This is a genomic window from Streptomyces sp. NPDC002619, from assembly GCF_042889305.1.
Taxonomy (GTDB): Bacteria; Actinomycetota; Actinomycetes; order Streptomycetales; family Streptomycetaceae; genus Streptomyces.
The window spans coordinates 19,256-44,197 of the sequence record NZ_JBIAQV010000030.1 but is presented as its reverse complement, the minus strand read 5'-3'; the positions used below and the strand labels follow the sequence as shown (position 1 = coordinate 44,197).

The following is a 24,942-nucleotide window of genomic DNA, read 5'->3' as shown; positions in this document are numbered from 1 at the left end:
GTGAGGCAAGTTGGAAGGGTTCGTTACTGACGGCCGAGCGATGTCATACCGCGCTGCCCGCGCCGTCGAGCGGGTTGACTCGAGCCGTGGCGCCGGCGGTTGCGATCACGGCGTCGTCTGCGTCGAACAGGGAAGCTTCCAAGTAGGCGATGTCGCCTACGCGGTGCACCACGCGGCCGTTCGCGAAGAGTCGCCCGGGGCGTACCGGGCGGAGGAAGGAGGCCTTGAGCTCCATGGTGGACTGGAACTGGTCCGGCTGGAGTGTGGCGAGCAGGGTGGGGCCGACGGTGTCGTAGAGCATCGCGGCCAGAAAGGCGCCCAGCACGTTGCCTGACGGATTGGTGAAGTCCTCGCCCGCGTTGAACGCCAGACGAATCGTGCCGTACTCGACGTCCGCGTCGATGAATTCCCATCCGAGGGTGGCTGCCCCGCGGGGCATCGGCGAGTGCCCCTCCACCGCGTCCCAGAACGGGCCGGACCGTCCGCTCATCACATCTCCCTGGGTGAATGGCCGAGTTTTCCATCCTTGCCCTCTGCGATCCCGTGAGCCATCGGTCACCGGCGTCGGCTCACCCGAACGGCATCGGACACGAAGAAAGGTGGCCGGCTGGTCGCCGTCCGCGCCGGCCGGATCGTCGAGCGGCCGGTGACGTCACCGTCAATTCACCTGGCGGTGTCATGAAGTGCACCGTCCACGCCAAAGATTGGGACATGAGCGAATCTGAGCGGTCCGGCCACCGGCCTGGCGTCCGCGGCATCGTCGAGCGGATCAACGAGCACCATGAGCAGGCGGTGCGACGCCGGGAGGAGGAGGCCCTCGACGAGGCCGCCGAGAGCGCCGCCTTCGATCTCGCCACCGACATCGCCCACCCCGCACCGGGACACAACCCGGTGGGCTACGACGTCGAGGCCGACCTGGGCTTCGACGAGGAGCCCCCGGAACTCCGCTCGTAGGCCGGCAGGCCCATCAGACCTGCTCCACGGGCGCTCTCTAGAGACCCAGGTCCGCCGCGAAACAGGAGAAGTTCATCCACGAGCCCTCGGGGTTGTACGCGTCGCGCGCCGGGTCACTCGGGACGGCGGGCTTCTCCTCGACCATGTCCGAGTAGGAGATGCGCTCGGGCAGCTTGCCGAAGCGTGCGTGGCGGGCCATCGCAGCGCTGTCCATCGTGCTGTGGGTTTCCATCGTCAACCTCCGCTTGATCCGCGGCGGACAGTTCCGTCGTGTTCAGGTGCCGCAAGTCTGACCTGTGCGGGGTAACCTGTCAAGCAGGTGACGATGTCTTGTTCTGGTTGCGGCCACGGCCGGAACCGATACGGTCCCGGCCGTGGCCCCTGCTGCGCCAGACGGGCCGGCACTCGCCCCGCCCGACGGGCACCACCCGCTCCGTGTCAGCGCAGGCCGAAGGCCCGGGTGATCGTCTGGGAAACGGTGTTGCCGTCGTCGTCCCCGGCCGTGACCCGAAGCGTGGCGAAGTCCGCCGACTTCGGTGCGCTCAGGCTCGTCCCCCATCCGTCACCGGTGCGGGTCAGGCCGCTCCGCTGCCAGGTCCTGCCGTCGTCGTAGGAGACCTCGAGGGAGGGCTTCCCGATGGCGGTGGTGGTACCGGGCAGGTGCGAGGCGGTCACCGTCAGCTTGGCGTGCCGGTCGGCCCGGCCGGTCCTGTCCGTGTCGATGCCGTAGTCGAGCTGGATCAGCGGCAGGGACTCGGTCGACTCGGTGCCCGTGGCCGCGGAGGTGAAGCCCCACTCGGTCAGCGTGTGCGTCGAGTACGGGTTGGCCCAGGTCCCGCGGTCGTTGTCGACCACCAGACGGTACGGCAGCCGCTCCGGGGCGAGCCCGGCGACCGGCAGGTATTCCGAGTTGCCCCAGTCGAGCTGCTGATCGCCCTGGTACAGGGACATCCAGTCCTTGACGTCGAAGTTGCCGTGCGCTTCGCCCACGTGCCCGGCCCCGGAGTCGCCCCAGCCGGGCGCGGTGATGTACATCGTGTCGAGGTAACGCACCGGCTGGTAACCGATCGGTCCCATCCGGGGCCGCTGAATCGGCCCGAACCAGCTGACCTTTCCGGTCTTCCGCGCCGGGTAGCGAAGTACGTCGATGGAGTGCTGCCCGGTCTCGCCCGGGATGAAGGCGTCGTCCAGCCAGGCGGCATCGGAGGTGACCCAGTCGGTCCGCGCCCCCTGGGCGGGGGTCGTGAGCTGGTTGCCGACCGCCCAGCCCCGCCAGACGTCGGCACGGAACTCCATCGCCTTGCCGGGCCGGTGGTTACGGAAGGAGACGTCGACCCTGCCCAGATCCTTCGGCTCCTCCCGCCAGGTCGGGTCGGCCGGGACGGCACCGGACCAGTGGTGCACCACGTCGAAGAGGTAGTCGGTGGTGGGGTGCGAGATGACCTTCAGGTCGACCGTTCCGTGCTGGAGCGCGTCGATCAGGTCGGTGCCCTGGTCGGCGTTGAGGGTCGCCACGGTCAGCGGTGCCGGGCTCTCGGGGCTCCAGGGAGTCTCGTTCCAGGGCCGCAGCCGGCCGATGCCGTCATGGGCGACCAGGAGCAGCTGAGCACCCCCGGCCGCGGCGGCCTCCGCCTGTGCCTGGATCGCGGCCGGGCCGTCGCCACGGACGACCACTGCCTTGCCACGCACGTTGTGCCTGGCCAGTTCCTGCGCCGTGCCCTCGCCGGCGTAGACCGCGGTGAGCGTCCGAGTGCCGGCCGGCAGCGGCTTCGCCGCACGCTTGACCAGCGGGTCCGCGTACGTCTCCGACCTCGTGCCCACGGTCAGCGCCGGCTGCTCCAGACGGAAGCGGGCACCGAACTCGAACTCGCCGGTGGTGACCTTCTTGCCCGTCGGGAGCGCCCAGATGCTGTCGTACGACTCGTCGGGCAGCATGGACGACTCGACCAGGCTGTCGGAGAACGAACGGTGGACGTCCAGGCGCGGTGCGACAGCGGTGGTCTGCTCCGGTACGCGCGCCAGGACCTGCCGGGCCTTCCGACCGTCCAGCGAGACGGTACGGTCCTGGTCCAACTCCACGTCGTTGAACGCGAGCAGTGCCATGCCCAGCGAGTGCGGCCCGTTGGCCCCGCGCACATCGGCGGTGAGCCATCCGCTGTAGTTGCCGACAGGCAGCCGCACCGTGCCGGTGCCGGAGTCGTCGAGATCCAGCACGGTGAAGAGATGCTCGGCGGTGAGGAGGACCCGGCCGGCCAACGGCCTGCCCGACCGGTCCTTGGCGACGACGGTCAGATTCTGCCGCTGCCCCTCCTGGGCGGCGCCGATCAGGGTCCGGGCCCGTACCGAACCGGCGCTGTCCGTACCGGTGACCATGGCGCTGACCGGCTGATCGGCCGTCAGACGGTCCAAATGTGCGGTCAGATCGACCGAGGCGGTGCCGTGCGCGGGCACGGTGATCCGGTCGTCCGACAGCGTGAACAACCCTGCGGGGACGGTGCCGTCCACCGCCAGGTCCAGGCTGACCGGCGCGTCACCGACATTGGTGTACGTCACCTTCCGGACATCGGTCTCTCCCGGCTTCGGGGGCCAGGTGTGGAAACCGGAGGAGGCACTCGCGGTGGCGAAGACCGTGGCGTGCACCGCCTTCAGCGCGTCCAGCCGACCTGCGCCCGCCTGGTACGGCGTGTACGACGGGGTTGCCTTGACGCTGCTGACCAGTGCCTCCTTCAACTGTGCACCGCTCCAGTCGGGATGCTCGGAGGCGAGCAGGGCGGCGGCGCCCGCGACATGTGGCGTCGCCATCGACGTACCGCTCATCGTGGTGTAGTAGCCGGAACCCCGCCTGTAGTGGGAGCGGGCGGCGAGGATGTCGACGCCGGGCGCGGTGAGTTCGGGCTTCAGCCCCGCGTCGCCGCCGCGCGGGCCCTGGCTGGAGAAGTCGGCCAGCCGGTCCGCGGAGTCGACGGCGCCGACGGTCAGCGCGGCGTCGGCGGCACCGGGGCTGCTGATGGATTTCGGGCCACCGTTGCCCGCCGCGATGACGAACAGTGCGCCGGTCTCCTTGCTGAGCCGGTCGACGGTCTGGCTCATCGGGTCGGTGGCGTCACCGCCGCCGCCCAGGCTCATGCTGATGACCTTGGCGTGCTGGTCCTGGGCGGCCCACTCCATGCCCGCGATGATCCAGGACTCCTGGCCCCTGCCCTCGGTGTCCAGCACCTTGCCGATGGCCAGCCGGGCACCGGACGCGACGCCCCGCTCCATGCCGTCGGAGGCGCTGCCGGTGCCGGCGATGGTCGAGGCGACGTGGGTGCCGTGACCGTTGTAGTCGGTGACGTCCTCCTCGTAGGGGACGAAGCTGGCGCTGGTGTCGACCTGTCCGGCCAGGTCCGGGTGTTCGGCGTCCACGCCGCTGTCGAGCACCGCGACCTTCACGCCCTTGCCGGTGTTCCCCTCCGCCCAGACCTGCTGGGCGCCGATCTGGGCCGTCGATTCGGCGAGGTCGGCCGTCACCTTGCCGTCGAGCCAGACCTTGGCGATACCGCCGGCGAAGGCGGGCTTCGCCGAACGGGCCGCCTTCTGACCGCCGGTGAGCGCGGACCAGAACGTCGGGGCCTGCTTGCGGCTTTGCGTGAGGGCCGCACCCTGGATGCTGTCCAGCCGCCGGACGACGTCCGAGCCGGCCACCTCGGGCCGGGTTCGTGATCTGGCGGCGGTGTCGGTGTAGCGCACGATGAGGGGCAGCCGCGAGGCGTGCGCGTCGTCGTAACCGTCGGCGATCAGCCGGGTCACGTTGAACAACTGCTTGTCCAGCTTTCCGGTGCTGACGTACGGCAGGACGGCATCGGGATACACATACGTCGCCCCGTCGATGACGGCACGATGGAAGCCCGCGGTGGCCCCGCTCGCGGCTTCGAAGGACCGGACGACGCTGCCGTCGGCCGCGGTGCCGATGGTGACCTTGTCACCGGTGATCAGGGTGACGGTGTGCGTGCCGCCGTGCCCCGGTGGTTGCTGCGCGGCCCCGGCCGGCACCGGGGTGCCTGGATCCGTGGACACGGCGGCGGTGGCCGGTATGACCCCGAGTGCCAGGGCGGCGACCGCGCCGAGCGCGATCAACCGTCGTCTGGGCACGGGCATGTTGGGCATGAAGAACCTCTGAAGGGTGTGAGGGACGGAAGTTGATCCGGATCATGGATGCGCCCTCGGCCTCCAGCAATGGCTAGGGCTGTCGTGTATGCGTCATGGCACAACTGCGCAACTCCGTCTTCAAAGATCATCGGATGCCGGATCACGGCTGGGTGCTACGCCGCCATGAACTCACCGGGCCGGAGTGGGAGTTGCTCGCTCGGCTGATTCCTCGGGCCTCGACTGAACGGCCGCGCGCGGAGGACCGGCAGGTCATCAACGGCCCGGAACCGCCGGCAGTCCTGGGCGGGCGCATCGCGCGGGCTGCGCCGAGACTGGAAGTACGCCCTGAGGCACGACACGCACGCGATGTCGCGGAAGGAGCCCGGTATGGCTGACCTGAGGGGAAAGACCGCCCTGGTGACGGGCGGCTCGCGCGGCATCGGCAGGGCCATCGCCCAGCGGCTGGCCGCCGACGGCGCGCGGGTCGCCATGCACTACGCGCGCCAGGACGCGGATGCGCTCGAGACCGTCTCCGCGATCGAGGAGTCCGGTGGCCGGGCCTTCCCGCTGAAGGCCGAACTCGGCACTGACGGTGACGTGGACACGCTCTTCGCCCGTCTGGCGGAGGGGCTTGCCGGGGAGCGGCTGGACGTCCTCGTCAACAACGCGGCGATTCTCGCGGGCGGGACGCTCGAGCAGACCACACCCGAAGACTTCGACCGCATCTTCGCGGTCAACGTCCGGGCGCCCTTCTTCATCGTCCAGCGGGCGCTGTCCGTCCTCCGCGACGGCGGGCGCGTCATCAACGTCTCCTCTGCCGCCACGCGGATCGCTATGCCCGAACTCGTCTACGCCATGACGAAGGGCGCCATCGACGTGATGGGCCGTTCGCTGGCCATGCAACTGGGCCCGCGCGGGATCACCGTCAACACGGTCGCGCCGGGGGTCACCGCGACCGACATGAACGCCAGGATGCGGGATAAGCCGGAGATGGTGGGTGACATCACCGCGGTGACCGCGCTCGGCCGGATCGGGGAGCCCGCCGACATCGCCGACATCGTCGACTTCCTCGCCTCGGACGACGCGCGCTGGGTCACCGGCCACGTACTCGATGCCACAGGCGGCCTCTTCCTCGGCCCACCAGGGTTCCGGCCCGACTGAGACGGGTCTCTCCGACCCGTGCGCTGCACCCCGGCATCGGCGCGCCGGATGGTGTCCCACATGGCCTGGTCTCCCAAGCCCTCAGGCCTTGTCTGCGTCCGCAGCTGCCAGGATTGAGCCGAAGACGGAGCGCCCCAGGATCTCGGCGCGCGCCTGGTCGACGCTCCTCCCTGTGTAGTCGGGGTGTCGACCGGCCCACACGCGGGCGCTGCGGCCGCTGGTGAAGAAGTTCAGGGCGCCGCAGGCGATGTCGGCGGCAGGGCCGGTTCGGGCGCGTTGGCCGATGAAGACGACGGCGGTGGAGGGCTGCCAGGTCATGTGTCCGCCGGTGCACGTCACGGTGACGGTCTCGCCGGTGACAGGGTCGGCGGAGGTGATCACGGCGTCGGAGCCGAGCATGCCGGGGATGCCCAGGGCGTCCACCGCGCACATCGACCAGACCTCGGTGCCATCCGCGAGCCGGACCCGGTGGGCGGTGGGTACGGCGGAGAAGGGGTAGGCAGCCTGGATGCGGCCGTGGTCGTCGAGGGTGAGGAAGTCGTGGGCTGCCAGGTCGGCCAGGATGGCGTCGGCGGCGCGACCGTGTGCGGCGGCCGTAGCTCGAAGGTCATCTGCCGAAGGTGCGCGTCCGGTGGCCGCGAAGTGACGCAGCACGGCTTGCTGGACGGCGCGCAGACCACCGGCCGCGGGTGCGAGACGACCCCGACCTCCGCGGCCGACCGCGTCGTCCGCCCGCGGGCACACGCAGTCCCCGGTGGCGGCAGCGGCGTCCAGGGCACGCTGCAGATCGGCCACGCTCGGCGCCCCCTCGGCTCTCCCGTCCGGGCCACGGTAGAGGCGACAGGAAACAGAAGCCGGGGCGCCGGCGACGGCGAAGGGATCCACGCCGTCGATCAGGACCGTGGGCGAACCGGTCATCCCGAGCCTGGCGGCCTGCTCCTGGTCGGCGACCTCGACCGTCTCCATGTCCGCGCCGCGGCCGTCGAGCGCGCGGATGATGCGGTCCTCGATCACGGGTGCGTTGGGGCAGTCGGGCACAGTCAACACGGTGATGCGCACTGCATGGTCCTTCCACGTCAGGGTCGCTGTGACTGACGCTAGACCTTCCAGCGCACTGGAAGGTCAAGACGTACGCTGGCCGGTATGCGCATCGGTGAACTGGCCGCCGCGAGCGGACTGACGACCAAGACCATCCGCTTCTACGAAGAGGCCGGACTGCTCCCTGCCCCGCCGCGCACACCGGGCGGCTATCGGGACTACCCGCCGCAGACCAGTACCCGGCTGGCCTTCGTTCGCGACGCCCAGTCGGCCGGCCTCACGCTCGCTGAGATCCGCTCCATCCTGGCCCTGCGCGACTCGGGTCAGGCGCCCTGCACCCACGTCACCGGCCTGATTCAGCAGCATCTGGCGGACATCGAGCGGCGCCTGGCCGAGCTGCGCACCACCCGCACCGCCCTGCGCGCCCTGGCCGAGCGGGCCGTCACGACCGACCCGGCCGGCTGCGCGGACGCCGACATCTGCAGCATCATCGGCTCCGCACCACAGAATTGACAACGAGGGATTGTCGGCGCGCGGGTGACAATCTACGGTTGTCGGTATGAGCCCAGAGCCCACCGTGGAGCAGCTCATCGCAGCGGCCCGCGCCCGCGCCGCAAGCGACGACGAACTCGCGCTGCTGGATGCCGTCATCGCCGTGACAAAGGACCTCTCCAGCCACGCCGACGAAGCCGTCGACCAGGTCGTACGCCAGGTCCGCGCCGCCGGACACTCCTGGACCGTGATCGGCGAACGCCTCGGCGTCTCACGGCAGGCGGCCCGCCAGCGGTATGCGGACCGCGTCGAGCGCATCCGGGAGGCGGCGGCCACGGGCAGCGTCATCCACGGCCGTGACCTGGAGAGCAGCCTGTCCTCCGCGCTGGCCGCCGCCCGCGCCGACGGACTGGCTGAGGCAGGCACCGAGCACCTGCTGTTCGGACTGCTCACCGACGGGGTGGCCGCCGCCACCCTGGAGCAGCTCGGCGTCACCCGCGACAAGATCCGCGAAGCGAGCCACCGCCTCTTCGAGCACCCCACGGACCGGCCCGGCGGGGGAGTGCCGGTGTTCTCGGCCGAGGTCGAGGCCGCGCTGGCCGCCGCCCGGCAGTTGGCAAACGAGCGCACCCCGGACTGTGCCCCGATCATCGTCAACACCCCCCAACTGCTCGCGGTGATCGCCACCAACCCGGGCTCCCGAGCCCGCCGGGTCCTCAACGACCTCGGCGTGGACGTGGCCGACATCAAGCGCCTGCTGCACTGCTACATCAACGTCCCGCGCACGCCCTTCGGCCGGCGCTCCCGACGTGGACGTGGGGGCAAGAAGCAGCTCGACCGCTGCTCGTTCTGTGGCCATCCCCGCAGCGAGGAACGCCGACTGGTGGCCGGGCCCGACGTGTGGATCTGCGCCGAGTGCGTCGCCCTGTGCGCAGAGATGCTCGCCCGACCCGCCGACGGGGGAGTGTGACGGTCTCTGCCAGTTGTCGAGCAGGTGGCGCGTGCCGGGGGACGAGGCCCTCGCGCAGCCACCAATCTGCCGCTGGAAGTCCTGCTGCACCGCCTCAACCGGGTGCTGCGGGGCTGGACCGCCTACTTCCGTTTCGGTGTCTCGCATGCCACCTTCCGATACCTGCGCCATTTCGTCTGGCAGCGGGTCATGAAGTGGCTGCGAGGGAAGTTCCGCCGGAGCAGCTGGAAGGACCTGCACCGCCGCTACTGCGGGGGCCGCTGGTGGCCCGTCACGGACGAGGTGCGGCTGTTCGACCCCGCCAGGGTGAAGACCATCCGCTACCTCTACCGAGGGACGAAGATCCCCGCCCCGTGGCCCAGCACCGGCTGAAGAGCGCCGCCCAACCGGGGCTTGTGGAGCGCCCGTTGCTCGGGAACGGGCACGACGGGTGCGGAGGGCGGCCCGGGGAAACGGTCTGGTCGCAAGGCCGGCACCGCGCCTCCGGCCGCCCCTACTCCTGTGGGTGAAGTAGCGGCGGCGGACCCGGCACAAGTGGCCGGGGTGATCAGCGACTTCAGGACCGCGCACCGTATCCCGCACCGCGTCTCGTGTCGCGCCCTGGGCGTGAGCGAATCGTGGTCCTACAAGCACCGCACCCGCCGGCTGACCCAGCGTGAAGTAGGCTGCCGACAGCTGGCGGAGGCGGTGCGGCAGGAGTCCATCAATTCCGGTGGCACCTACGGCTCGCCGAAGATCTGGATCCAGCTGGTGAGGCAGGGCTGGCGAGTCTCCGTGAACACCATCGCCAAGTGCTCCTACTCCGATTCCGGCCGTGGGCGCCATGTGCCGTCGAGCGGAATGCCGGCGGCCGCCGCGATCCGGTTGCGTGATTCGACCAGTCGGGTCCTCAGTGCTGCCAAGTCCACGCCCACCAGCACGCCGTCGCGTTTGACCACGCGGCCGGCGACGAGGACCGTGTCCACGAGGCCGGGATGGCCGGCGCTGACGATGGTGGCGACCGGGTCGGTGACCGGGAACACGGTCAGGTCGTCGGTGCGCAGAAGGATGACGTCGGCGTCCTTGCCGGGCGTGATGCTGCCCGTTCGGGCGTCGAGCCCGCACGACTGGGCGGCATCGACGGTGGCGAACTCCAGCAGGTCCCGGGAGCGCAGGCCGCCGTCCAGGCCGCGCTGCACGGCGAAGGCGGTACGCATCGTGGAGAACATGTCGCCGCCGACCGACGGGACGTCGTCGATGGACAGCGTCGGGCGCAGGCCGACGGCCAACGCCCGGCCGGTCATCGGCGATCCGAACCCCATCTTCAGCTCGACGTCCGGGCTGATCGACACCGAACTGCCCGCGTCGGCGAGCATCCGCAGCTCTTCGTCGCTGATCCCGTTGGCGTGCACGAACGTGGTGGTGTCCCGCAGCAGACCGTGCTCGCGCAAATCGGCGACCGGGCGCCGCGTCCCGCCGGCGTCGACATGCAGGCTGGTGCGCAGGCCGAGTTCGGCAGCCAGCTTCAGTTCCCGGGCGACGGTGTCCATGCTGGTGTCCTCGGGCCCGCGCAGCCCCAGCGCCATGGTGACCAGGCCGTCCCCGGCCAGGTCGGAGCGGACGCGGCGGATCTCGGCGTCGACGGGGTCGGGGGTGCCCCATCCGGCGCCGAGGCAGAAGATCGACCGCCCCGGCGCGTCCTGCAGCGCGGCGACGGCGGCGTCCTCGTGCTCGTGGCTCTGCGCGACGTGACACCAGTCCAGCATCGTGGTCACGCCGGAGTGCAGGGCCTCCAGGCGGCCCAGCAGGGTGCCCACATAGACGTCCTCGGGCTGGTAATGGGGTTTGACCGTGCCGTGCATGGCCACCGCCCACTCGGGGAACGTCCAGTCCGCGCCGACGCCTCGGAACGCGGTCTGCCAGGTGTGGCGGTGGTTGTCGACGAAGCCGGGCATGACGATCCGGTCGGTCGCGTCGATCACCTCGGCGTCCGGCGCGTCGACGCGCTTGGCCACCTCGACAATCACGCCGTCCTCGATCAGCACGTCGCCGCGGTCGAGATCGCCGACAGCCGGGTCCATGCTGACCACGGTGCCGCCAGTGAGCAGGGTCTTCATCGGATGAACTCCTTCACAGACGCTTTCGGATTGTTCAAGATCATGTTGTGACGGCCGCCGCGGCTCTGCTCACGGCCGCGCAGATCAGCCGCGGGCGCTCAGGGCCTTCTGCCGTAGGTGGCCGACGAGGGAGAGCGCCACCGCCAGGCCGCCGGTGAAGTACAGCTGCACGCCGGTGACGGGCTGGCGCGCGCGTCGACGTGCGCCGTGAGTCGGTCTCCGGTGGCCTGTTGGGCAAGCTCCTGGACCTTTGGGGGCCGGTTGTGTCGGAGCGTTGTGGTGCACCGTGTGCGCCGACGTGTGGCCGTCGCACACGGTGCGGTGCACGCTGTCGATGGCGCTCACGCCGTCCTGACCCAGCCGTGGCCTCGGCCACGATGAGGGCGGGGCGCCCGAAGTCTCGGCAGGCGTGCAACGGCGTCGCCGCTGCAGCGCAAACGGTCGCTCAGGTGGTCGCAGCTTCTGCGAGCACCGCGTCGGCCGCGGCGAGCGCGTCGGCGACCAAGTCGGCCGTGTCCTCCGTGCCCGCGGCCAGCCGGACCAGGCCCAGCGGAACCGATTCCGCGATCTGTTCCTCGCTGAGCATCCCGCGCCACATGGACGCCGGATGCACGGCCAGCGATTCCACGCCGCCGAGGCTGGCCGACCGGCGCGGGTAGCGCAGCCGGCCGAGGAAGGCGTCGGCCATCTGGAAACCACCCGCGAACTCGATGCCAAGCACCCCGCCGAAACCGCTCATCTGGCCGACGGCCAGCTTGTGCTGCGGGTGGGTCGCCAGACCGGGATAGTGCACCTTCGCCACTGCTGGATGCTCGTTCAGCGCCTCCGCGAGCGCCAGGCCGTTGGCGTTGTGCCGCGGCACCCGCAGCGGCAGGGTGCGCATGCCGCGCAGCAGCAGCCACGCGTCGATCGGTCCGAGCGTGGCACCGGTGAGCAGGCCGACGTCCCAGATTCGGTCCAGGATCTTCGCCGGCCCGGCCAGCACTCCTGCGGAGACGTCCGAATGGCCGTTGAGGTACTTGGTCGCGCTGTGCCAGACCAGATCGATGCCGAAGTCCGCCGGTCGCTGGTTCAGCGGAGTGGCGAAGGTGTTGTCCGCCATGGTCAGCACGTTGTGCGCGCGGGCCAGGTCCGCGACGGCGCGCAGGTCGGTGATCTGCAGCAGCGGATTGCTCGGGGATTCCACCAGGATCAGGCGGGTCTGCGGGGTCAGTGCCTTCGCGAACGCCTCCGGGTCGGTCTGGCCCACCAGGGTGGTCGACACGCCGAGGCGCGGCAGCAGGTTCAGCAGCACCGACGCCGTGCCCCCATAGGTGGACTTCTGCCCGATGACGTGGTCACCGGCGGACACCAGGGCCAGCACGGCCGTGGTGAGCGCGGCCATCCCGGACGCGGTGACCATGGCCGCCTCGGTGTTCTCCAGTTCGGCCACGACTGCGGCGACCTGTGCGTGGTTCGGGTTGCCGAAGCGGGTGTAGAAGTCCTTGCCCCGCGGGTCGACGGCGACCTGCGCGAACGTCTCCGCGTCCTCGGCCCAGAACGTCGCCGTCTGGTAGATGGGCGGTGCCACGGCACGGCTGGGATGGACTTCGCGATCGGCGTGAACGGTGATGGTGCTCTTGCCCGGCATGGCTGCCCTTCCGTGGACCGTCGGTGCGACTTCATGAAGCGTGGCCGACCGCCACTCCGATGTGACCGGATCTCAGCAACTTTGGCAGCAAATTGCGCTCAGAGCAGGCGCACGATTGTGGTAGGCAGGCATTGGGAGCAATAATCTGCCGTCATGGATCAGGTAGACCGGTCGATTCTGGCCGTGCTCGAACAGCACGGTCGCATCAGCAACAGCGAGCTCGCCGCCCGGGTCGGGCTGTCGCCGTCACCCTGCCTGCGGCGCGTGCGTCAGCTGGAGGAAGCCGGGGTCATCCGCGGTTACCGGGCGCTGATCGATCCCGCCGCGGTCGGCCGCAGTCTGCGGGTGTTCGCGGGTGTCCGGCTGATGCGGCACACCCGCGCGGACGTGGTCGCGTTCGAGCGTGGGGTCACCCGGCTGCCCGAGGTGGTCGCCTGCCACCACATCACCGGCAACTTCGACTATCTGCTCCAGGTCGAGGTGGCCGACCTGCCCGCCTATGAGGACTTCCACGCCAACCAGTTGGCCACCCTGCCCGGCGTGGCCACGGTGACCAGCTACGTCAGCATGAAGACGCTCTCCGCCGACACCACATGACGGTCCCGTCCCGACCCCGGTGGTCCGGCGCATGGATCGCCGCGTAGCTGGCCGCGCTCCGGCAACTACGGCGGGAGCGCGGGCGGTGGGGCGGTGGGGCGGTCAGAGAGTGATGGTGCCGCGGATGCAGACGGTGGCGGCGCCGCTGACCCAGACGGTGCCGTCCGTGTCGGCGGTGATCTCGATGCTTGCGGCCCGTCCCAGTCTCGTGCCCTGGGAGACCCGGTAGGAGGAGGGTGCGGCGCCGGTGGAGGTGAGCCACTGACCGACGGCGGCGTTCATGCTGCCGCACGCGGGATCCTCGGGCACGCCGGCGCCGGGGGCGAACGTGCGCATCTCGAAGTGGTGTCGGTACCCGTGGGGGTAGGCCCCGATCGCGCCGACCATCGCGGTCGGGATGAGGGAGAAGTCAGGTTCGAGGGCGAGGACCTCCTCGGCTGTGGGCAGTTGGACCACGGCCCAGCCGGGACCGTTGTCGACCCACTGGTGGGCCACGACTCGGTCACGCGTGATGCCGAATGCGGCCACGATCCGGTGCAGATAATCGTCGTCGAGCGCGCCCTCACGCACACGAGGCGGGGCGGCAAAGGACAGAGTGTCCTCGCCACGGCGCACGGTGACCAGGCCGGCGGCGCACTCCTGCACGATGCGGTCGGCGTGCTGCGGTATGCCGCCGCCGTCCAGCCAGGCGCGCGCGGAACCGAGGGTGGGGTGCCCGGCGAACGGCAGCTCACCCTGCGGAGTGAAGATCCGCAACCGGTAGTCCGCCTCCGGGACGGTGGGGGGCAGCACGAACGTGGTCTCGGACAGATTCGTCCAACGCGCCAGGCGCTGCATCTCCTCATCGGTCAGGTCCGTCCCGTCCAGGACGACCGCGACCGGGTTGCCGGAATAGGGGCTCGTGGAAAACACGTCGACCTGCACGAACGAGCGGATGCGCGGCATGGTCATCAAGGGCCTTTCAAGTTGCTGCAGCGGATTCTGCGCTTCCCACCCGTCGGCGGAAGCAGGTCCATCCCAACGGGCGCCCGCACGGCCAGGACAGGGCCAGCCACAACAAAGTGGATTGATTGGCCGGGACCTGAAGAAGAGTCGTAGACCCGTAGTGGTCCAGGACAAGCCGTTTGCAGTGGGCTACCGCAGGCGCTCGCGCCCGCGGTAGCCACGAGTTCGGTCCCAACACCCGCACCGTCCTACTTACCACTCGCCGGTGGGTGCGACCAGGAGGCCACCGACGAAGGTGCGGGTGGGGTTGAGGTCGCGCAGGGCGTCGCTGGGGCAGTGGGCGGGGTACTGGTCCCAGACGATGAGGTCGGCGAAGCGGCCCGGGGTGAGGGTGCCGCACAGGTGTTCCTCGTCGCGCAGACGGGCGGCGTTGACGGTGTGCAGGGCGAGGGCCTCGTCATAACTGATGGCGTGTTCGGGGCCCTTGATGCCCGATGACGGTCTGCCGGGTGGTCATGCCCCAGACGGAGCGCATGGCGCCGAACTGGCCGACGGGGAAGTCGGATCCGGCGCTGACCTGGACGCCCAGGTCGACCCAGCCGCGGGCGGGGAAGAGGCGGGCGACGCGTTCCGGGCCCCAGAAGCCCTCGTCCACCTCGGCGGTGTCGTGCAGCAGCGGGCTGTTGGATGGTGACGGGGATGCCCAGGGCGACGGCACTCCCAGCGTGAAGCGAAGGGGACGCAGCCATTCGTTCCAGAGCGCGAACCGGCCGGCGACGGTCAAGGAGTACAGCCGGTCCGCGGGGTAGATGGTGGCCAGCAGGACGAGGAACTCGGCCCAGTGGGGCATGGCGGCACGGCGGAAGAGGCGCTTCACGGTCGGCTCCTGTCTCAGCCGAAGTGCCGGATGCGGGCGGCCGTGGTGGGCGTGTAGGGCAGCCAGTCGTTCACCGATCCGGTCGTGACGAACTCGGCGACCGCGGTTGCGAAGGTGTGGCCCAGGGCCCGTACGGTGTCGGTGGGCCTGCCCAGCATCGGGCTGTCCGGGTAGGCGTCGAAGGTGTTGAAGAGGAAGGGAAGTTCGGCACAGTGGGTGGCGCCCAGGGCGTGCTCGTCCTCGGACGGCTGGTAGTCGAACTGGTAGACGTAGGTCGCGTTGCCGCCGGCCGCGTGGTGGTCGGCGATCCGCAGCGAGCCGTTGCGGAACAGCTCATCGGTCTGCACCGCGGTGAAGACCTGCGCCGCAGTAGGCTCCTCAAGCCGGGCGGCGTACCGCTGGTAGACCTCGTGGGCCTGTTCGCCGAGCCGGCCGGTCAGGAGGTCCAGCGCGCCGGCGGAGGTGAGGTTCTGGATGTGCGGGTCGAAGGCAGTGAAGGCCGTCGCCTCGTCCCGGGTGGTACCGATCAGCAGCGACTTGCCCTCCAGGGCGCCGTCCGCGAGCGCCCGCTGCAGGTCGCGGGGAACACCGGGGCCGCCGAGCACCGGATACATGGGCGGGGCGGCGTCGCCCGGACGCGCGAGTTGCCCCGCGAGCCGGCCGTAGGCGGACAGCAACTGCTCAGCGGGCAGCGCGCGCAGAACCTTTACGGCATCCGCTCCGCCCGGCACATCGAGCAGCCGCAGGTAGGCTTCGGCGTTCTCGGCCGCGTTCTGCGGGTCCTGCGGCAGCAGGCCGAAGGGACCGCTCTGCAGCAGCACCCGGGTCACGAGTCCCGACGTCTGCGGATCTAGCGCCAGCGACAGCGCCGAATACGCTCCGGCCGACTGCCCACCGACCGTCACATTGCCCGGATCGCCGCCAAAGGAGGCGATGTTGTCCCGCACCCAGGCCAGCACGGCGGCCTGGTCCTGGGGGCCGAGGTTGGCAGCGCCGATCTCCGGCAGGTACAGGTAGCCCAGCGGGCCCACCCGGTAGTTCGCGGTGACCACCACGATGTCGCCCAGTGCGGCCAGCCGGCCGCCGTCGTACCAGTCCCATCCGCCGGAGCCGCTGGTGAAGCCGCCCCCGTGCCACCACACCAGGACCGGGCGGGACGCATTGCCCTCGAACGCCCGTGACGGAGTGTGGACGTTGACGGTCAGGCTGCCGTCCTCGTTCCAGTCCGGCACGCGGGGCCCCATCACCCGTTCCAGGCGGGAGGCGGCCTGCGGGACAGCCGGTCCGGCCTGCACCGTCTCCCGCACCCCGGTCCATCCCGGGTGCGGCTGGGGCGGCGCGAAACGCAGCTCACCGACCGGCGACGCGGCATAGGGGATTCCCCGGAAGGAGATCACCTCGCCCTGCGTGATGCCCCTGACCTTGCCGCGGTCCGTCTCCGCGATCCGGTCTGCGATACCCGTCACCGTGCTCACCTCTTTCGTCTCGGTTGCACCCTCGAGGTCACCCCCATCGTGAGCGGGGTCAAAAGGACCGGGCTGGTCCGCCCCGGCAGCCTCTGAACCGACTACACATGGCGACAACGTCACCGGCACCACAGCGACGCACACGTGCCCGATGGCATCACGGCAGACATACCGCAGCCTTGATCCGCAGGGTGGGCCCACCCCGTTCCCGTCATGGAGATGGCCGCGCTGCTGGGCCACCTGGCACTGCGGCTTGCGGATCGGCGCGTTCCTGGCCGCCGCCCTGCCTTCATGCCCCCGCGCGGCCATAATCACCTGAACAGCACGCCCGTACGCAACCCCCAGCCCCACACTCGGTTTCGAGAAGCTCTCCGAGTGCAGCTGCGTCCATGCCGGCTGGCGATTGCCGTCGCAAGCGGGCCACCGACCTGCCGGGCCTGCCGTGAGGCAAGAGTGGCGCTGCTGCGGCCAAGTTGTATCGTGGAAAAGTCTCTCCGCCGCGACATCTCCGCCGCTCCGTAGCGGGCACGGTGGCTGTCGGCCCTTGGCCGTCTCGGATCCGGTCGGCTTCGCGCAGCCTCCCGTCCACGAACCTCACCAGATGTTCCACGAGCGTGATTTCCACGGGCGTGATCCACCACCGCGTTCCGAAGCGCCGGAGTGGTGTGGCGACCGGCGGTTTGCACAGCTGTCAGGAGGGCTCCATCGTGGATATGAGGCTCGAAGTCGTGGTGGTCCCGGTCGCCGATGTCGACCGGCCGAAGAGTTTCTACGAGTCACTGGGGTGGCGGCTGGACGCTGACTTCGTCGCCGGTGACGGCTTCCGCGTGGTGCAACTGACACCGCTGGGTTCCGCATGCTCGGTGATCTTCGGCGACGGGGTCAGTTCGGCCGTCCCGGGGTCTGCCGAGGGACTGCATCTCGTGGTCTCGGACATCGAGGCAACACGGGCGGAACTGGACCGAATCGGGGTTGACGTGAGTGAGGTCTTCCACGACGCGGGCGGGGTGTTCCACCACGCGGACACCAAGGAACGGGTGCCCGGCCCGGACCCCGAGCGGGGCAGCTACGCCTCGTTCGCCTCGTTCACCGACCCGGACGGCAACGGCTGGGTACTCCAGGAAATCACAGAACGGCTTGCGGGCCGATGACGCTGCTTGACCCGGAAGCAGACGGGAGAGAGGTCCATGTCTGTGAGATTCGCTTCCGCGGACGAGTTGGCGCAGGCTCTCATGCGCGCGGAGTCGGCGCACGGGCGGTTCGAGGAGGAGCTCGGACACCGTGACGACGACTGGCCGCTCTGGTATGCGCGTTTCATCGAGGAAGAGCAGACCGGGGAACCGGTCGCCGGGTCGGACGGTTCCGGTAGCTGATGGGTTGTTCGTCCCGGAACCCGGCGGCGATGGGAGAGACACGTATGACTGCAACAGTGGATCCCGACCGTTCGGCTTGGGATGTGATCGTTCTCGGTGGTGCCGCTGCCGGTGAGAACGCGGCACAGTACGCAAGCCAGTTCTCCGGCCTGTCTTCGGTGCTTGTGGAGAACAGCCTCCTCGGAGGTGAGTGCTCCTACTGGGCCTGCATGCCCAGCAAGGCACTGCTGCGGCCGGTCGAGGTGGTGCACGCGGCCGCACAACTGCCGGGAGTGTCAGCCCAGTTGGAAGCTGCCGAAGTTCTCGCCCGGCGTGACACTGTGATCAATCAACTGGACGACACCTCGCAGATATCCTGGGCCCTGGACACAGGTATCGACGTCGTGCGCGGTTATGGACGGCTGGCGGGTGAACGCACCGTCGTAGTGAGTCGTCCGGACGCTTCAGCCAGGACGCTGACAGCCGGCCACGCCGTGGTCGTCGACACCGGCTCCTGCCCGGCCGTGCCTGACATTCCTGGATTGCGTGCCGCTCTGCCATGGACATCGCGCGATGTGACCACGATGCGTGAGGTGCCGCGTCGGGTGGTCGTGCTGGGTGGCGGTGTGGTCGCCTGTGAGGCGGCCACCTGGCTGCGTGGGCTGGGTGCGAGCGAGGTGTCCGTCGTGTACCGCGGCGAGCGGTTGCTGGCCCGGCAGGAGCCGTTCGCAGGCACGCTTGTCGGCCAGACGCTGCAGGACAGTGGCGTGCATCTGCACCCGGGACGCAGCCTGTCCCTGGTGAAGCGGTCCGATCCCCGTGACACCGGGCATGGTCACATCCATGGCGGGGAGATCAGCGTGACACTCGACGACGGCACGATCGTGGTCGCCGATGAACTCGTCGTAGCCGCCGGGCGCATTCCGAACACCGAGGACATCGGTCTCGACACCGTGGGCCTCCGCCCCGGTGGATACCTCCGGGTCGACGACCACCAGTGTGTGCAGAACGTGGGCGGGACCTGGCTGTACGCCATCGGCGATGTATGCGGCCGCGCGCTGTTGACACACATGGGCAAGTACCAGGCACGTATCGCCGGCGAGGTTATCGCTGCACGCGCACGAGGCTCCTCCGAACTGCCCTCCTCCGCTGCCGGGCACATCGGGCTGCCCCAAGTCGTCTTCACCGATCCGGAGGTCGGCAGTGCCGGGATGACCGAGCAGGAGGCACGAGAAACCGGCATGGACGTGGAGGTGGCCGAGTACGACCTCGCCGCGCTGGCGGGAACCTACGTCATGAGCGCGCACTACCGAGGGCTTGCCAAACTCGTCGTCGACCGCGCTGACGACGTGGTGGTGGGGGCCACCTTCGTCGGTGCGGGCATCGCCGAACTGGTGCACTCGGCGACCACAGCGATCGTGGGCCGGATTCCTGTGTCCACCTTGTGGCACGTCGTCCCCAGCTATCCGACAGTCAGCGAGATCTGGCTCCGGCTTCTGGAGACCCTCCGCGCGCAGCGGCGTACGGCCGACGAGAGGTGAAACGTCCTCTCTGCTCCGTCTGGATCAGATGCGAACGAGGAGGTGGCTGTCCGATGGCGAAGCTGCTTTTCGTGATGACCGGGGCGACGTACTGGACGCTCAAGGATGGCACCAGGCACGCGACGGGTTACTGGGCCGAGGAGTTCGCGGCCCCCTACAAGGCGCTCACCGAGGCCGGCCATCAGGTCGTGGTCGCCACACCTGACGGGGTGGTTCCGAACGTGGACATGATGAGCCTGCGCCCCGAGATGGCGGGCAGCGCCGAGGTCGCTCTCGATCTGGAGGCGATCATCCGCTCTGCAGAGGTGATGCGGCGGCCGATCCAGTTGGCGGACGCCCGCCTGGAGGATTACGACGCCGTCTACTTCCCGGGCGGCCACGGTCCCATGGAAGACCTGTGTGTCGACGCGGACGCCGGCCGGTTGCTGACCGCGGCGCTCGCCTCCGGCAAGCCCCTTGCCATTGTCTGCCATGCACCGGCCGCGATGCTGGCGACCAGGATCCACGGTGCATCGCCCTTCGCCGGCTACCGGATCACCGCGTTCACCAACGAGGAGGAGAACGCGGTCGGGCTCGGCCCGAAGGCCCGCTGGTTGCTGGAGGACGAACTCATCGACATGGGTGTGGACTTCACCAAGGGCGAGATGTGGAAGCCCTATACGGTGGTTGACCGCAATCTGCTCACCGGTCAGAACCCTGCGTCGGCAGCTGTCCTGGCCGAACGACTGCTCAAGGTCCTTTAGGGGCAGTGTCGTTGTACCGGACACCTGCTGTGGGCTGTGCCCGGTGTCCTGAGCAGCCTGCTTGAGATCGCTCCCTTTGCGAACGGGCGAACAGGGGACGCTCGTGGTCGGCTCCACCCCAGGAGGAGTTATGAGTTCCGATCCGTCGGCGACGCACAATCCCCGCGACCCGGCCCTGCTCGGACAGACCCTCGTAGTGATCGGCGGGAGCGCGGGCATCGGGCTGGCAACCGCCAGACACGCCCGTGCCGAGGGCGCCACGGTGATTCTCACCGGACGGGACCCCGAACGGCTGCGCGCCGCGGCTGCGGAGACCGAAGCGCTCAGCACCGCCGCCTTCGACGCCGGCGACCCGGCGCAGTTGCAGCAGTTCTTTCAGGAGCTGCCCGGCCCGATCGACCACGTGATGGTCACGGCTGGACACCCGTCCTATGGGCGCCTCCTGGACATGGAATCCGATCAGGCGCGCCGGGCGATCAGCGAGCACATGGTGCTCGCCCTCGAGGTCGCGCGTCATGCCGTCGGTACGGTACGACCGGGCGGCACGCTGCTGTTCATGGGCGGCACGGGCGCCCGTCGGATCCGTGCCGGCCTCGGGATCGCGCCGGCGGTCACCGGCGCGCTACCCGCGCTCACCGCCAGTCTCGCGCTCGAACTCGCGCCGGTCCGGGTCAACCTGATCGCTGCCGGCTTCGTGGACACGCCGTTGTCGGCCAGGCTTCTCGGCGACGGACTCGACGCCCGCCGCGAGGAACTGCGCGCCACGCTGCCGATCGGCCGCATCGTCGTACCGGCCGACGTCGCGGCACTCGCCGTTCACATCATGACCAACACGGCACTCACCGGCGCGACCTACGACATCGACGGCGGCCAGCAATTCGTCGGCTGAGAGCGGAGTGGCCGAAGAGATCATCGAAGGCCGACCGGGAGGCGCCGGTCTTCGATCCAGAGGCGGCCGCGTGCCGGAGGCGCGAAGGTGGATGTAGGCGGGCGATCGAGTCGTCGCGTCCACCGCGGGACGACCGAGCCCATGCGTCTGAGGCGAAGGATGAACCATGGACATCAAAGGATCGGTGGGCCTGGTGACAGGCGCCAACCGCGGTATCGGCCAGGCGTTCGGCCGCGCATTGCTCGACCACGGCGCCGCCAAGGTGTACGCCGCCGTCCGCGACCCGGACAGCGTGACCGACGAGGACGTCACGCCGCTGCGTATGGACGTCGTCAACCACGAAGAGGTCGCCGCGGCCGCCGCCACAGCAGGCGACGTCACCATTGTGATCAACAACGCCGGCGTCGGCGGTTGGGGAACCAAGCTCATCGAAGGCTCTTTCGACGGCGCGCACGAGGCGATGGAGGTCAACTTCTTCGGCACCTGGGCCGTCTCCCGAGCCTTCGCCCCCGTCCTCGCGCGGAACGGAGGCGGTGCCCTCGTGAACATGCTGTCGGTGGCGTCCTGGGTCGGCCGGTCCGGCTGGCCGGGGTACGCGGCCTCCAAGGCGGCACAGTGGTCGCTCACCAGTGCCCTGCGCGAGGGCTTGCACGACCAGGGAACCTTGGTGGTCGGGGTGCACGCCGGCTTCGTGGAGACGGACCTCGCCGCCTGGACGGACGAGCCCAAGATCACTCCGGCGGACGTGGCCGAACAGACGATGGAGGCGCTGGCCCACGACCGGGTCGAGGTCCTCGCCGACGAGCGCACTAGGCAGGTCAAGGCATTCCTGTGCCGCCCCCTCGACGCCGAAGCCCTTTGAGGGAGGAGCATTCACCAACGCGCCCTCGTGCCCAGGCTGTGGGCGGATCACGCGAGTCGGCAGTGACCGGCTGCAAGGCCGGCACGTCGCGCGCCACCCGGAGTTGCTGGTGGACCGGTACGGCCGCTTGACAGACGTGATCCGGAGCAATAATCGCTGGTTCTCGAAGAACGGACTTGGCGTCAGAGTGCTGCGCATCGTTCAGGAATGCCTGATGGACGGCGCGTTCCCGGGCGGCGCCTGTTTGCTCCGGCGTTCGTCGACCTGTGCACAGATCGCCGAGGAAATCGGTCGCGCCGCCGTGGGGTGAGCCGTTAGCTTCCGCCTGAGCGCAGTGAGGTACGCGACGCGATGGCGAGGGGAACCGGGCATGGAGATCGAGGGCGTGCGGACCGACCGTTTGGGCTTGCTGCTCGACCAGTTCGACAAGGCCAGGGAGATGGCCCAGGTGCGGCTGACGGGGCTCGGCGACGAAGAGTACCTGTGGGAGCCGGTGCCCGGTTGCTGGTCGATCCGGCGCCGGGGCGAGGCGGCGACGCCCAGGGCGTTCGGGCCGGGTGAGTGGGTGCTCGATCTGGGGGCCCCGGACATCCCGGCGAACGAGTACGCCGAGGTTGCCCGGCAGGCCGCCGGCGGCATGACCGTCGCCAAGATCGCCGATGACTGGAGCGTGAGTGTTGAGCGGGTCGAGCAGATCCTCGCCCACACTGGTGCGCCGGAGCCTGACGAAACGCCGGTCACGACCATCGCGTGGCGGCTGGCGCACCTGCACTTCTGCTTCGCGGGCGAATGGGAGTGGACCTTCGGTGAACGGCGGCAGGAGCCGAAGCTGCTGGTCGACTTCACCCCCTCCGCCGCCTTGGCACTCGAGCGGTTCTGGGCGCTGATCGACCGCTGGCGCGACAACGTCGCCGCCGTCACCGAGGAGCAGCTCGACACGGTCGGCTTCTCGCAGTACCCGTACGGCTCCGCCCCCGACGACCCCTTCATCACCGTGGTGTCGGGGGCCAACCTCGAATTCATCCACCACATGGCCGAGATCGCGCTGCTCCGCGACCTGTGGCGGACCCGCTTCACTGCGGCGTGAGCTTGCCGGTTGAGCTGACACTGCAGTGAAGCCAACCGGCTCCCAGGCCCTGCTCGCTCCGGCCTACCTGCCCTGACCTATGCCGGAGGCAAGAAGGTCCTGCAGAGCCAGGAGCAACGCTTCGTCCGCCGCTCGCCACATCAGTGGGAAACCTGACCCTCGAGGCGCTGCTTCAGTGCTGACCGGTTGGCTGGCATCTCCTTTCGGGCCTCGCGGCGGACCATCAGCGGAACCAGGATCTTGCCGATGCCGTGGCCCTCGAAGTCGACGTCGATGGTCAGCCGCGAGCGGGCCGAGGTCAGCGGTTCGACGGTGACGTCGACGGTGGCCCGGATGTGGCCGTCGATGCCCCGCACGCCCCACGTCCTCGGTGGGTCGAAGTGGGTGAGCTCGGAGGTGATCTGCCGGTCGGTGAATCCGATGCGCCGTGTGGTCAGGCACCGGGCTCCCACCGCCGGGGTGGCCGGGCCGTCCATATGGCCGCTGATGAGGTCCTGTTGCCATTCGCAGAAACGACTCGGCCGTCCCGCACCGGTCCGGTCGTTGGGGATCAGCCGCCCTACTTGGAAGCTCCCAGAGTGGGGTCGGTGGGCCTCGGCAGCAGAACGCCGTCGACGTACAGATCGACGTGCTCGTTGTAGAACGCGGCCAGGCCCGCGATGCGGTTGGCGTGAATGGTCGGGAAGTCGTACGCCCAGGCGATGTCCTCGTGGGAGGCGGTGTCGCTGTCGAACGACCAGTAGCCGCTCGTTGTCCCCTTGTACGGGCATCGCGTCACGGTGTCCGAGTGCCGCAGTCGGGTCCAGTCGACGTGCATGCGCTCGATGTAGTAGCGGGTCGGTAGGCCAGTCTCGAACAGCTTCACGCAATGAGGTGCCTCCGCCAGCACGACCCCGTCCAGCTCCACTCGGACGCCGCTGGACGAACGCAGTGCGTCCACTCGAGAGTAGGGGCTCCTGGGGTGCACGAAGACCGGCTCGTCCTCCACCACGCCCGAACCCCCGCCCGGGCGCCACCTGTTCACCATCGCGCTCTGCAACGACATCCACATGGGCGAGACCCAGGCCGGACTTGTCGGCGGCCAGCCCCAGTACATAGGCATCCAGCAGGAGCCGGGCCTGCCGCCGTACCCGGAGGTGATGCTGGAGTCCCTGGTGCGGGACGTGACCGCGCTCGGCGCCGACTACCTGCTCGCCGCGGGCGACATCTCCGCCGAGGCCGTGCCCGTCGACCTCAGCAAGGCCCACCAGCTGCTGGGCAGGTTCGGCGGGTACCGGGACGACTACTTCGTCACCCGCGGCAACCACGACCGGGCGCACCTGGGCGATCCGTACGCGAACTGCCGCGCCGGGCAGTGGCAGGGCAACGACTGCTTCGCGGACCGGTTCTTCCCCGCGCAGGCGGAACGCACCTACTTCACCCGGACCCTGAACGGGCTGCGGGTCATAGGGATCGACAGCTACGACAAGCCGGGCAACGGCGGTGACGCCGGAGCCCTGTCGCCCGACCAACTGGCGTGGTTCCGCGACCAGCTGCACCGTGACCAGGACCGGCCGACGATCGTCTTCGGCCACCACCCGCTTATCGTCCAGGACTCGGCGTTCCCCATCAGTCCGAGCAACTCGCTGGACGCCACCCAGGCGGCCACGATCCTGCAGGACTACTCCCGCATGCCGGGCCTCTTCCTGCACCACGCGGGGCACACGCACCGCAACAAGCGCACGATCAGCCTGGTGGCCCCGCACGTCACCCACCAGGAGATCGCCGCCGCCAAGGAGTACCCCGGCGGGTTCTCCCTGCTGCGCCTGCACACGGGCGGCTACGCGCTCGACTTCTACAAGAGCCGCAGCGAACTGGCCCGCCGGTGGAGCGAGCGCAGCCGCATGGAGATCCTGGGGTACTGGCCGCAGTTCGCGCTCGGCGCGAGCGTCGCCGACCGCAACACGGTGGTACGGCACGACCTGTCCGGCCTGCGTCCCGTCCGTCGCGGCCACGGATCGCACGGACACGACGGCGGGCAGCTCAGCCTCGTCTGACGCGCCGGCGCGGGGGGGGCCGCGGGGGGGCGCGCCCCAGGGCCCAAGGTCGCCCCCCCACACCCCCCCCGGGGCCCC

General features: G+C 69.6%; 26 protein-coding genes and 2 pseudogenes. 16 read left to right on the top strand and 12 right to left on the bottom strand.

Annotation, left to right across the window (positions count from 1 at the left end; all coding sequences use genetic code 11):
• Positions 1-43: 43 nt before the first annotated feature.
• The gene (locus tag ACFYXB_RS33030; RefSeq protein ID WP_389588588.1) at positions 44-490 is read right to left on the bottom strand and encodes a PaaI family thioesterase; all 447 of its coding nucleotides are present in this window, start codon (positions 488-490) and stop codon (positions 44-46) included.
• Positions 491-711: 221 nt separating this feature from the next.
• Here ACFYXB_RS33030 and ACFYXB_RS33025 point away from each other — a divergent pair, with 221 nt between their 5' ends.
• Positions 712-954, top strand: coding sequence for a hypothetical protein (locus ACFYXB_RS33025; RefSeq protein ID WP_351347183.1), 243 nt, complete (start codon positions 712-714; stop codon positions 952-954).
• A 37-nt stretch (positions 955-991) separates the two neighbouring features.
• On the opposite strand, the gene ACFYXB_RS33020 is transcribed toward ACFYXB_RS33025, so the two are convergent.
• Entirely contained in the window at positions 992-1,186 is a 195-nt protein-coding gene (locus tag ACFYXB_RS33020) for a hypothetical protein (RefSeq protein ID WP_351347185.1), read from the bottom strand.
• Positions 1,187-1,392: 206 nt separating this feature from the next.
• Entirely contained in the window at positions 1,393-5,100 is a 3,708-nt protein-coding gene (locus tag ACFYXB_RS33015; RefSeq protein WP_389588586.1) for a S8 family serine peptidase, read from the bottom strand.
• Between the two features lie 369 nt (positions 5,101-5,469).
• On the opposite strand from ACFYXB_RS33015, the gene ACFYXB_RS33010 reads away from it, so the two are divergent.
• Positions 5,470-6,243, top strand: a complete 774-nt coding sequence (locus ACFYXB_RS33010; RefSeq protein WP_389588585.1) for an SDR family oxidoreductase — start codon at positions 5,470-5,472, stop codon at positions 6,241-6,243.
• A gap of 81 nt (positions 6,244-6,324) precedes the next feature.
• Here the strand turns inward: ACFYXB_RS33010 and merB are convergent, their stop codons facing one another.
• A complete protein-coding gene (merB, locus tag ACFYXB_RS33005; protein WP_389588584.1) occupies positions 6,325-7,302 on the bottom strand; it encodes an organomercurial lyase in 978 nt (325 codons plus the stop codon).
• A gap of 84 nt (positions 7,303-7,386) precedes the next feature.
• Between merB and ACFYXB_RS33000 the strand changes: the two genes are divergently transcribed.
• From ACFYXB_RS33000 to ACFYXB_RS32985, 4 genes and pseudogenes are all read left to right on the top strand, one after another.
• On the top strand, positions 7,387-7,794 hold the full coding sequence (locus ACFYXB_RS33000) for a heavy metal-responsive transcriptional regulator (RefSeq protein ID WP_389588582.1): 408 nt from the start codon (positions 7,387-7,389) through the stop codon (positions 7,792-7,794).
• Positions 7,795-7,840: 46 nt separating this feature from the next.
• Entirely contained in the window at positions 7,841-8,743 is a 903-nt protein-coding gene (locus tag ACFYXB_RS32995; protein WP_389588580.1) for a ClpX C4-type zinc finger protein, read from the top strand.
• Positions 8,744-8,767: 24 nt separating this feature from the next.
• A complete protein-coding gene (locus ACFYXB_RS32990; RefSeq protein WP_389588578.1) occupies positions 8,768-9,115 on the top strand; it encodes a group II intron maturase-specific domain-containing protein in 348 nt (115 codons plus the stop codon).
• 129 nt (positions 9,116-9,244) lie between these two features.
• A pseudogene (locus ACFYXB_RS32985) lies at positions 9,245-9,523 on the top strand (hypothetical protein); the annotation flags it as partial.
• Between the two features lie 17 nt (positions 9,524-9,540).
• Here the strand turns inward: ACFYXB_RS32985 and ACFYXB_RS32980 are convergent.
• Entirely contained in the window at positions 9,541-10,839 is a 1,299-nt protein-coding gene (locus tag ACFYXB_RS32980) for an amidohydrolase family protein (RefSeq protein ID WP_389588576.1), read from the bottom strand.
• A 445-nt stretch (positions 10,840-11,284) separates the two neighbouring features.
• Positions 11,285-12,469, bottom strand: a complete 1,185-nt coding sequence (locus tag ACFYXB_RS32975; RefSeq protein WP_389588574.1) for a trans-sulfuration enzyme family protein — start codon at positions 12,467-12,469, stop codon at positions 11,285-11,287.
• 153 nt (positions 12,470-12,622) lie between these two features.
• Between ACFYXB_RS32975 and ACFYXB_RS32970 the strand changes: the two genes are divergently transcribed.
• Positions 12,623-13,066, top strand: a complete 444-nt coding sequence (locus ACFYXB_RS32970; protein ID WP_389588571.1) for an Lrp/AsnC family transcriptional regulator — start codon at positions 12,623-12,625, stop codon at positions 13,064-13,066.
• A 102-nt stretch (positions 13,067-13,168) separates the two neighbouring features.
• On the opposite strand, the gene ACFYXB_RS32965 is transcribed toward ACFYXB_RS32970, so the two are convergent.
• The 4 genes from ACFYXB_RS32965 to ACFYXB_RS32950 all read right to left on the bottom strand — a co-directional run bounded on the left by ACFYXB_RS32965 (position 13,169) and on the right by ACFYXB_RS32950 (position 16,354).
• Entirely contained in the window at positions 13,169-14,017 is an 849-nt protein-coding gene (locus ACFYXB_RS32965; protein ID WP_389588569.1) for a PhzF family phenazine biosynthesis protein, read from the bottom strand.
• A 246-nt stretch (positions 14,018-14,263) separates the two neighbouring features.
• A complete protein-coding gene (locus ACFYXB_RS32960) occupies positions 14,264-14,455 on the bottom strand; it encodes an amidohydrolase family protein (RefSeq protein ID WP_389588686.1) in 192 nt (63 codons plus the stop codon).
• A 13-nt stretch (positions 14,456-14,468) separates the two neighbouring features.
• Positions 14,469-14,888, bottom strand: a complete 420-nt coding sequence (locus ACFYXB_RS32955; protein WP_389588567.1) for a hypothetical protein — start codon at positions 14,886-14,888, stop codon at positions 14,469-14,471.
• A 14-nt stretch (positions 14,889-14,902) separates the two neighbouring features.
• Positions 14,903-16,354 (bottom strand): carboxylesterase/lipase family protein, encoded by a 1,452-nt coding sequence (locus ACFYXB_RS32950; RefSeq protein ID WP_389588565.1) that lies wholly within the window; start codon positions 16,352-16,354, stop codon positions 14,903-14,905.
• Between the two features lie 707 nt (positions 16,355-17,061).
• Here ACFYXB_RS32950 and ACFYXB_RS32945 point away from each other — a divergent pair.
• The 8 genes from ACFYXB_RS32945 to ACFYXB_RS32910 all read left to right on the top strand — a co-directional run bounded on the left by ACFYXB_RS32945 (position 17,062) and on the right by ACFYXB_RS32910 (position 22,828).
• Positions 17,062-17,505, top strand: coding sequence for a VOC family protein (locus ACFYXB_RS32945; protein WP_389588563.1), 444 nt, complete (start codon positions 17,062-17,064; stop codon positions 17,503-17,505).
• Positions 17,506-17,541: 36 nt separating this feature from the next.
• Entirely contained in the window at positions 17,542-17,727 is a 186-nt protein-coding gene (locus tag ACFYXB_RS32940) for a hypothetical protein (RefSeq protein ID WP_389588561.1), read from the top strand.
• A 44-nt stretch (positions 17,728-17,771) separates the two neighbouring features.
• Positions 17,772-19,247 carry a dihydrolipoyl dehydrogenase family protein gene (locus ACFYXB_RS32935; protein ID WP_389588560.1) on the top strand — a complete coding sequence of 492 codons (1,476 nt, stop codon included), beginning with the start codon at positions 17,772-17,774 and terminating at the stop codon, positions 19,245-19,247.
• 53 nt (positions 19,248-19,300) lie between these two features.
• Entirely contained in the window at positions 19,301-19,990 is a 690-nt protein-coding gene (locus ACFYXB_RS32930; protein WP_389588558.1) for a type 1 glutamine amidotransferase domain-containing protein, read from the top strand.
• 130 nt (positions 19,991-20,120) lie between these two features.
• Positions 20,121-20,879 (top strand): SDR family oxidoreductase, encoded by a 759-nt coding sequence (locus ACFYXB_RS32925; RefSeq protein WP_389588684.1) that lies wholly within the window; start codon positions 20,121-20,123, stop codon positions 20,877-20,879.
• Between the two features lie 166 nt (positions 20,880-21,045).
• A complete protein-coding gene (locus ACFYXB_RS32920; RefSeq protein ID WP_389588556.1) occupies positions 21,046-21,741 on the top strand; it encodes an SDR family oxidoreductase in 696 nt (231 codons plus the stop codon).
• A 109-nt stretch (positions 21,742-21,850) separates the two neighbouring features.
• Positions 21,851-22,051 carry a hypothetical protein gene (locus ACFYXB_RS32915; protein ID WP_389588554.1) on the top strand — a complete coding sequence of 67 codons (201 nt, stop codon included), beginning with the start codon at positions 21,851-21,853 and terminating at the stop codon, positions 22,049-22,051.
• 60 nt (positions 22,052-22,111) lie between these two features.
• Positions 22,112-22,828 carry a DinB family protein gene (locus ACFYXB_RS32910; protein WP_389588552.1) on the top strand — a complete coding sequence of 239 codons (717 nt, stop codon included), beginning with the start codon at positions 22,112-22,114 and terminating at the stop codon, positions 22,826-22,828.
• Positions 22,829-22,968: 140 nt separating this feature from the next.
• Here ACFYXB_RS32910 and ACFYXB_RS32905 read toward each other — a convergent pair whose 3' ends face one another.
• Together ACFYXB_RS32905 and ACFYXB_RS32900 are read right to left on the bottom strand one after the other, a co-directional pair.
• Complete coding sequence (locus tag ACFYXB_RS32905; protein ID WP_389588550.1) at positions 22,969-23,304, bottom strand: SRPBCC family protein; 336 nt, start codon at positions 23,302-23,304, stop codon at positions 22,969-22,971.
• Positions 23,305-23,387: 83 nt separating this feature from the next.
• A pseudogene (locus ACFYXB_RS32900) lies at positions 23,388-23,813 on the bottom strand (DUF427 domain-containing protein); the annotation flags it as partial.
• Positions 23,814-23,877: 64 nt separating this feature from the next.
• Between ACFYXB_RS32900 and ACFYXB_RS32895 the strand changes: the two are divergent.
• Positions 23,878-24,864, top strand: a complete 987-nt coding sequence (locus ACFYXB_RS32895; protein WP_389588548.1) for a metallophosphoesterase family protein — start codon at positions 23,878-23,880, stop codon at positions 24,862-24,864.
• The last annotated feature ends 78 nt before the right edge of the window (positions 24,865-24,942 follow it).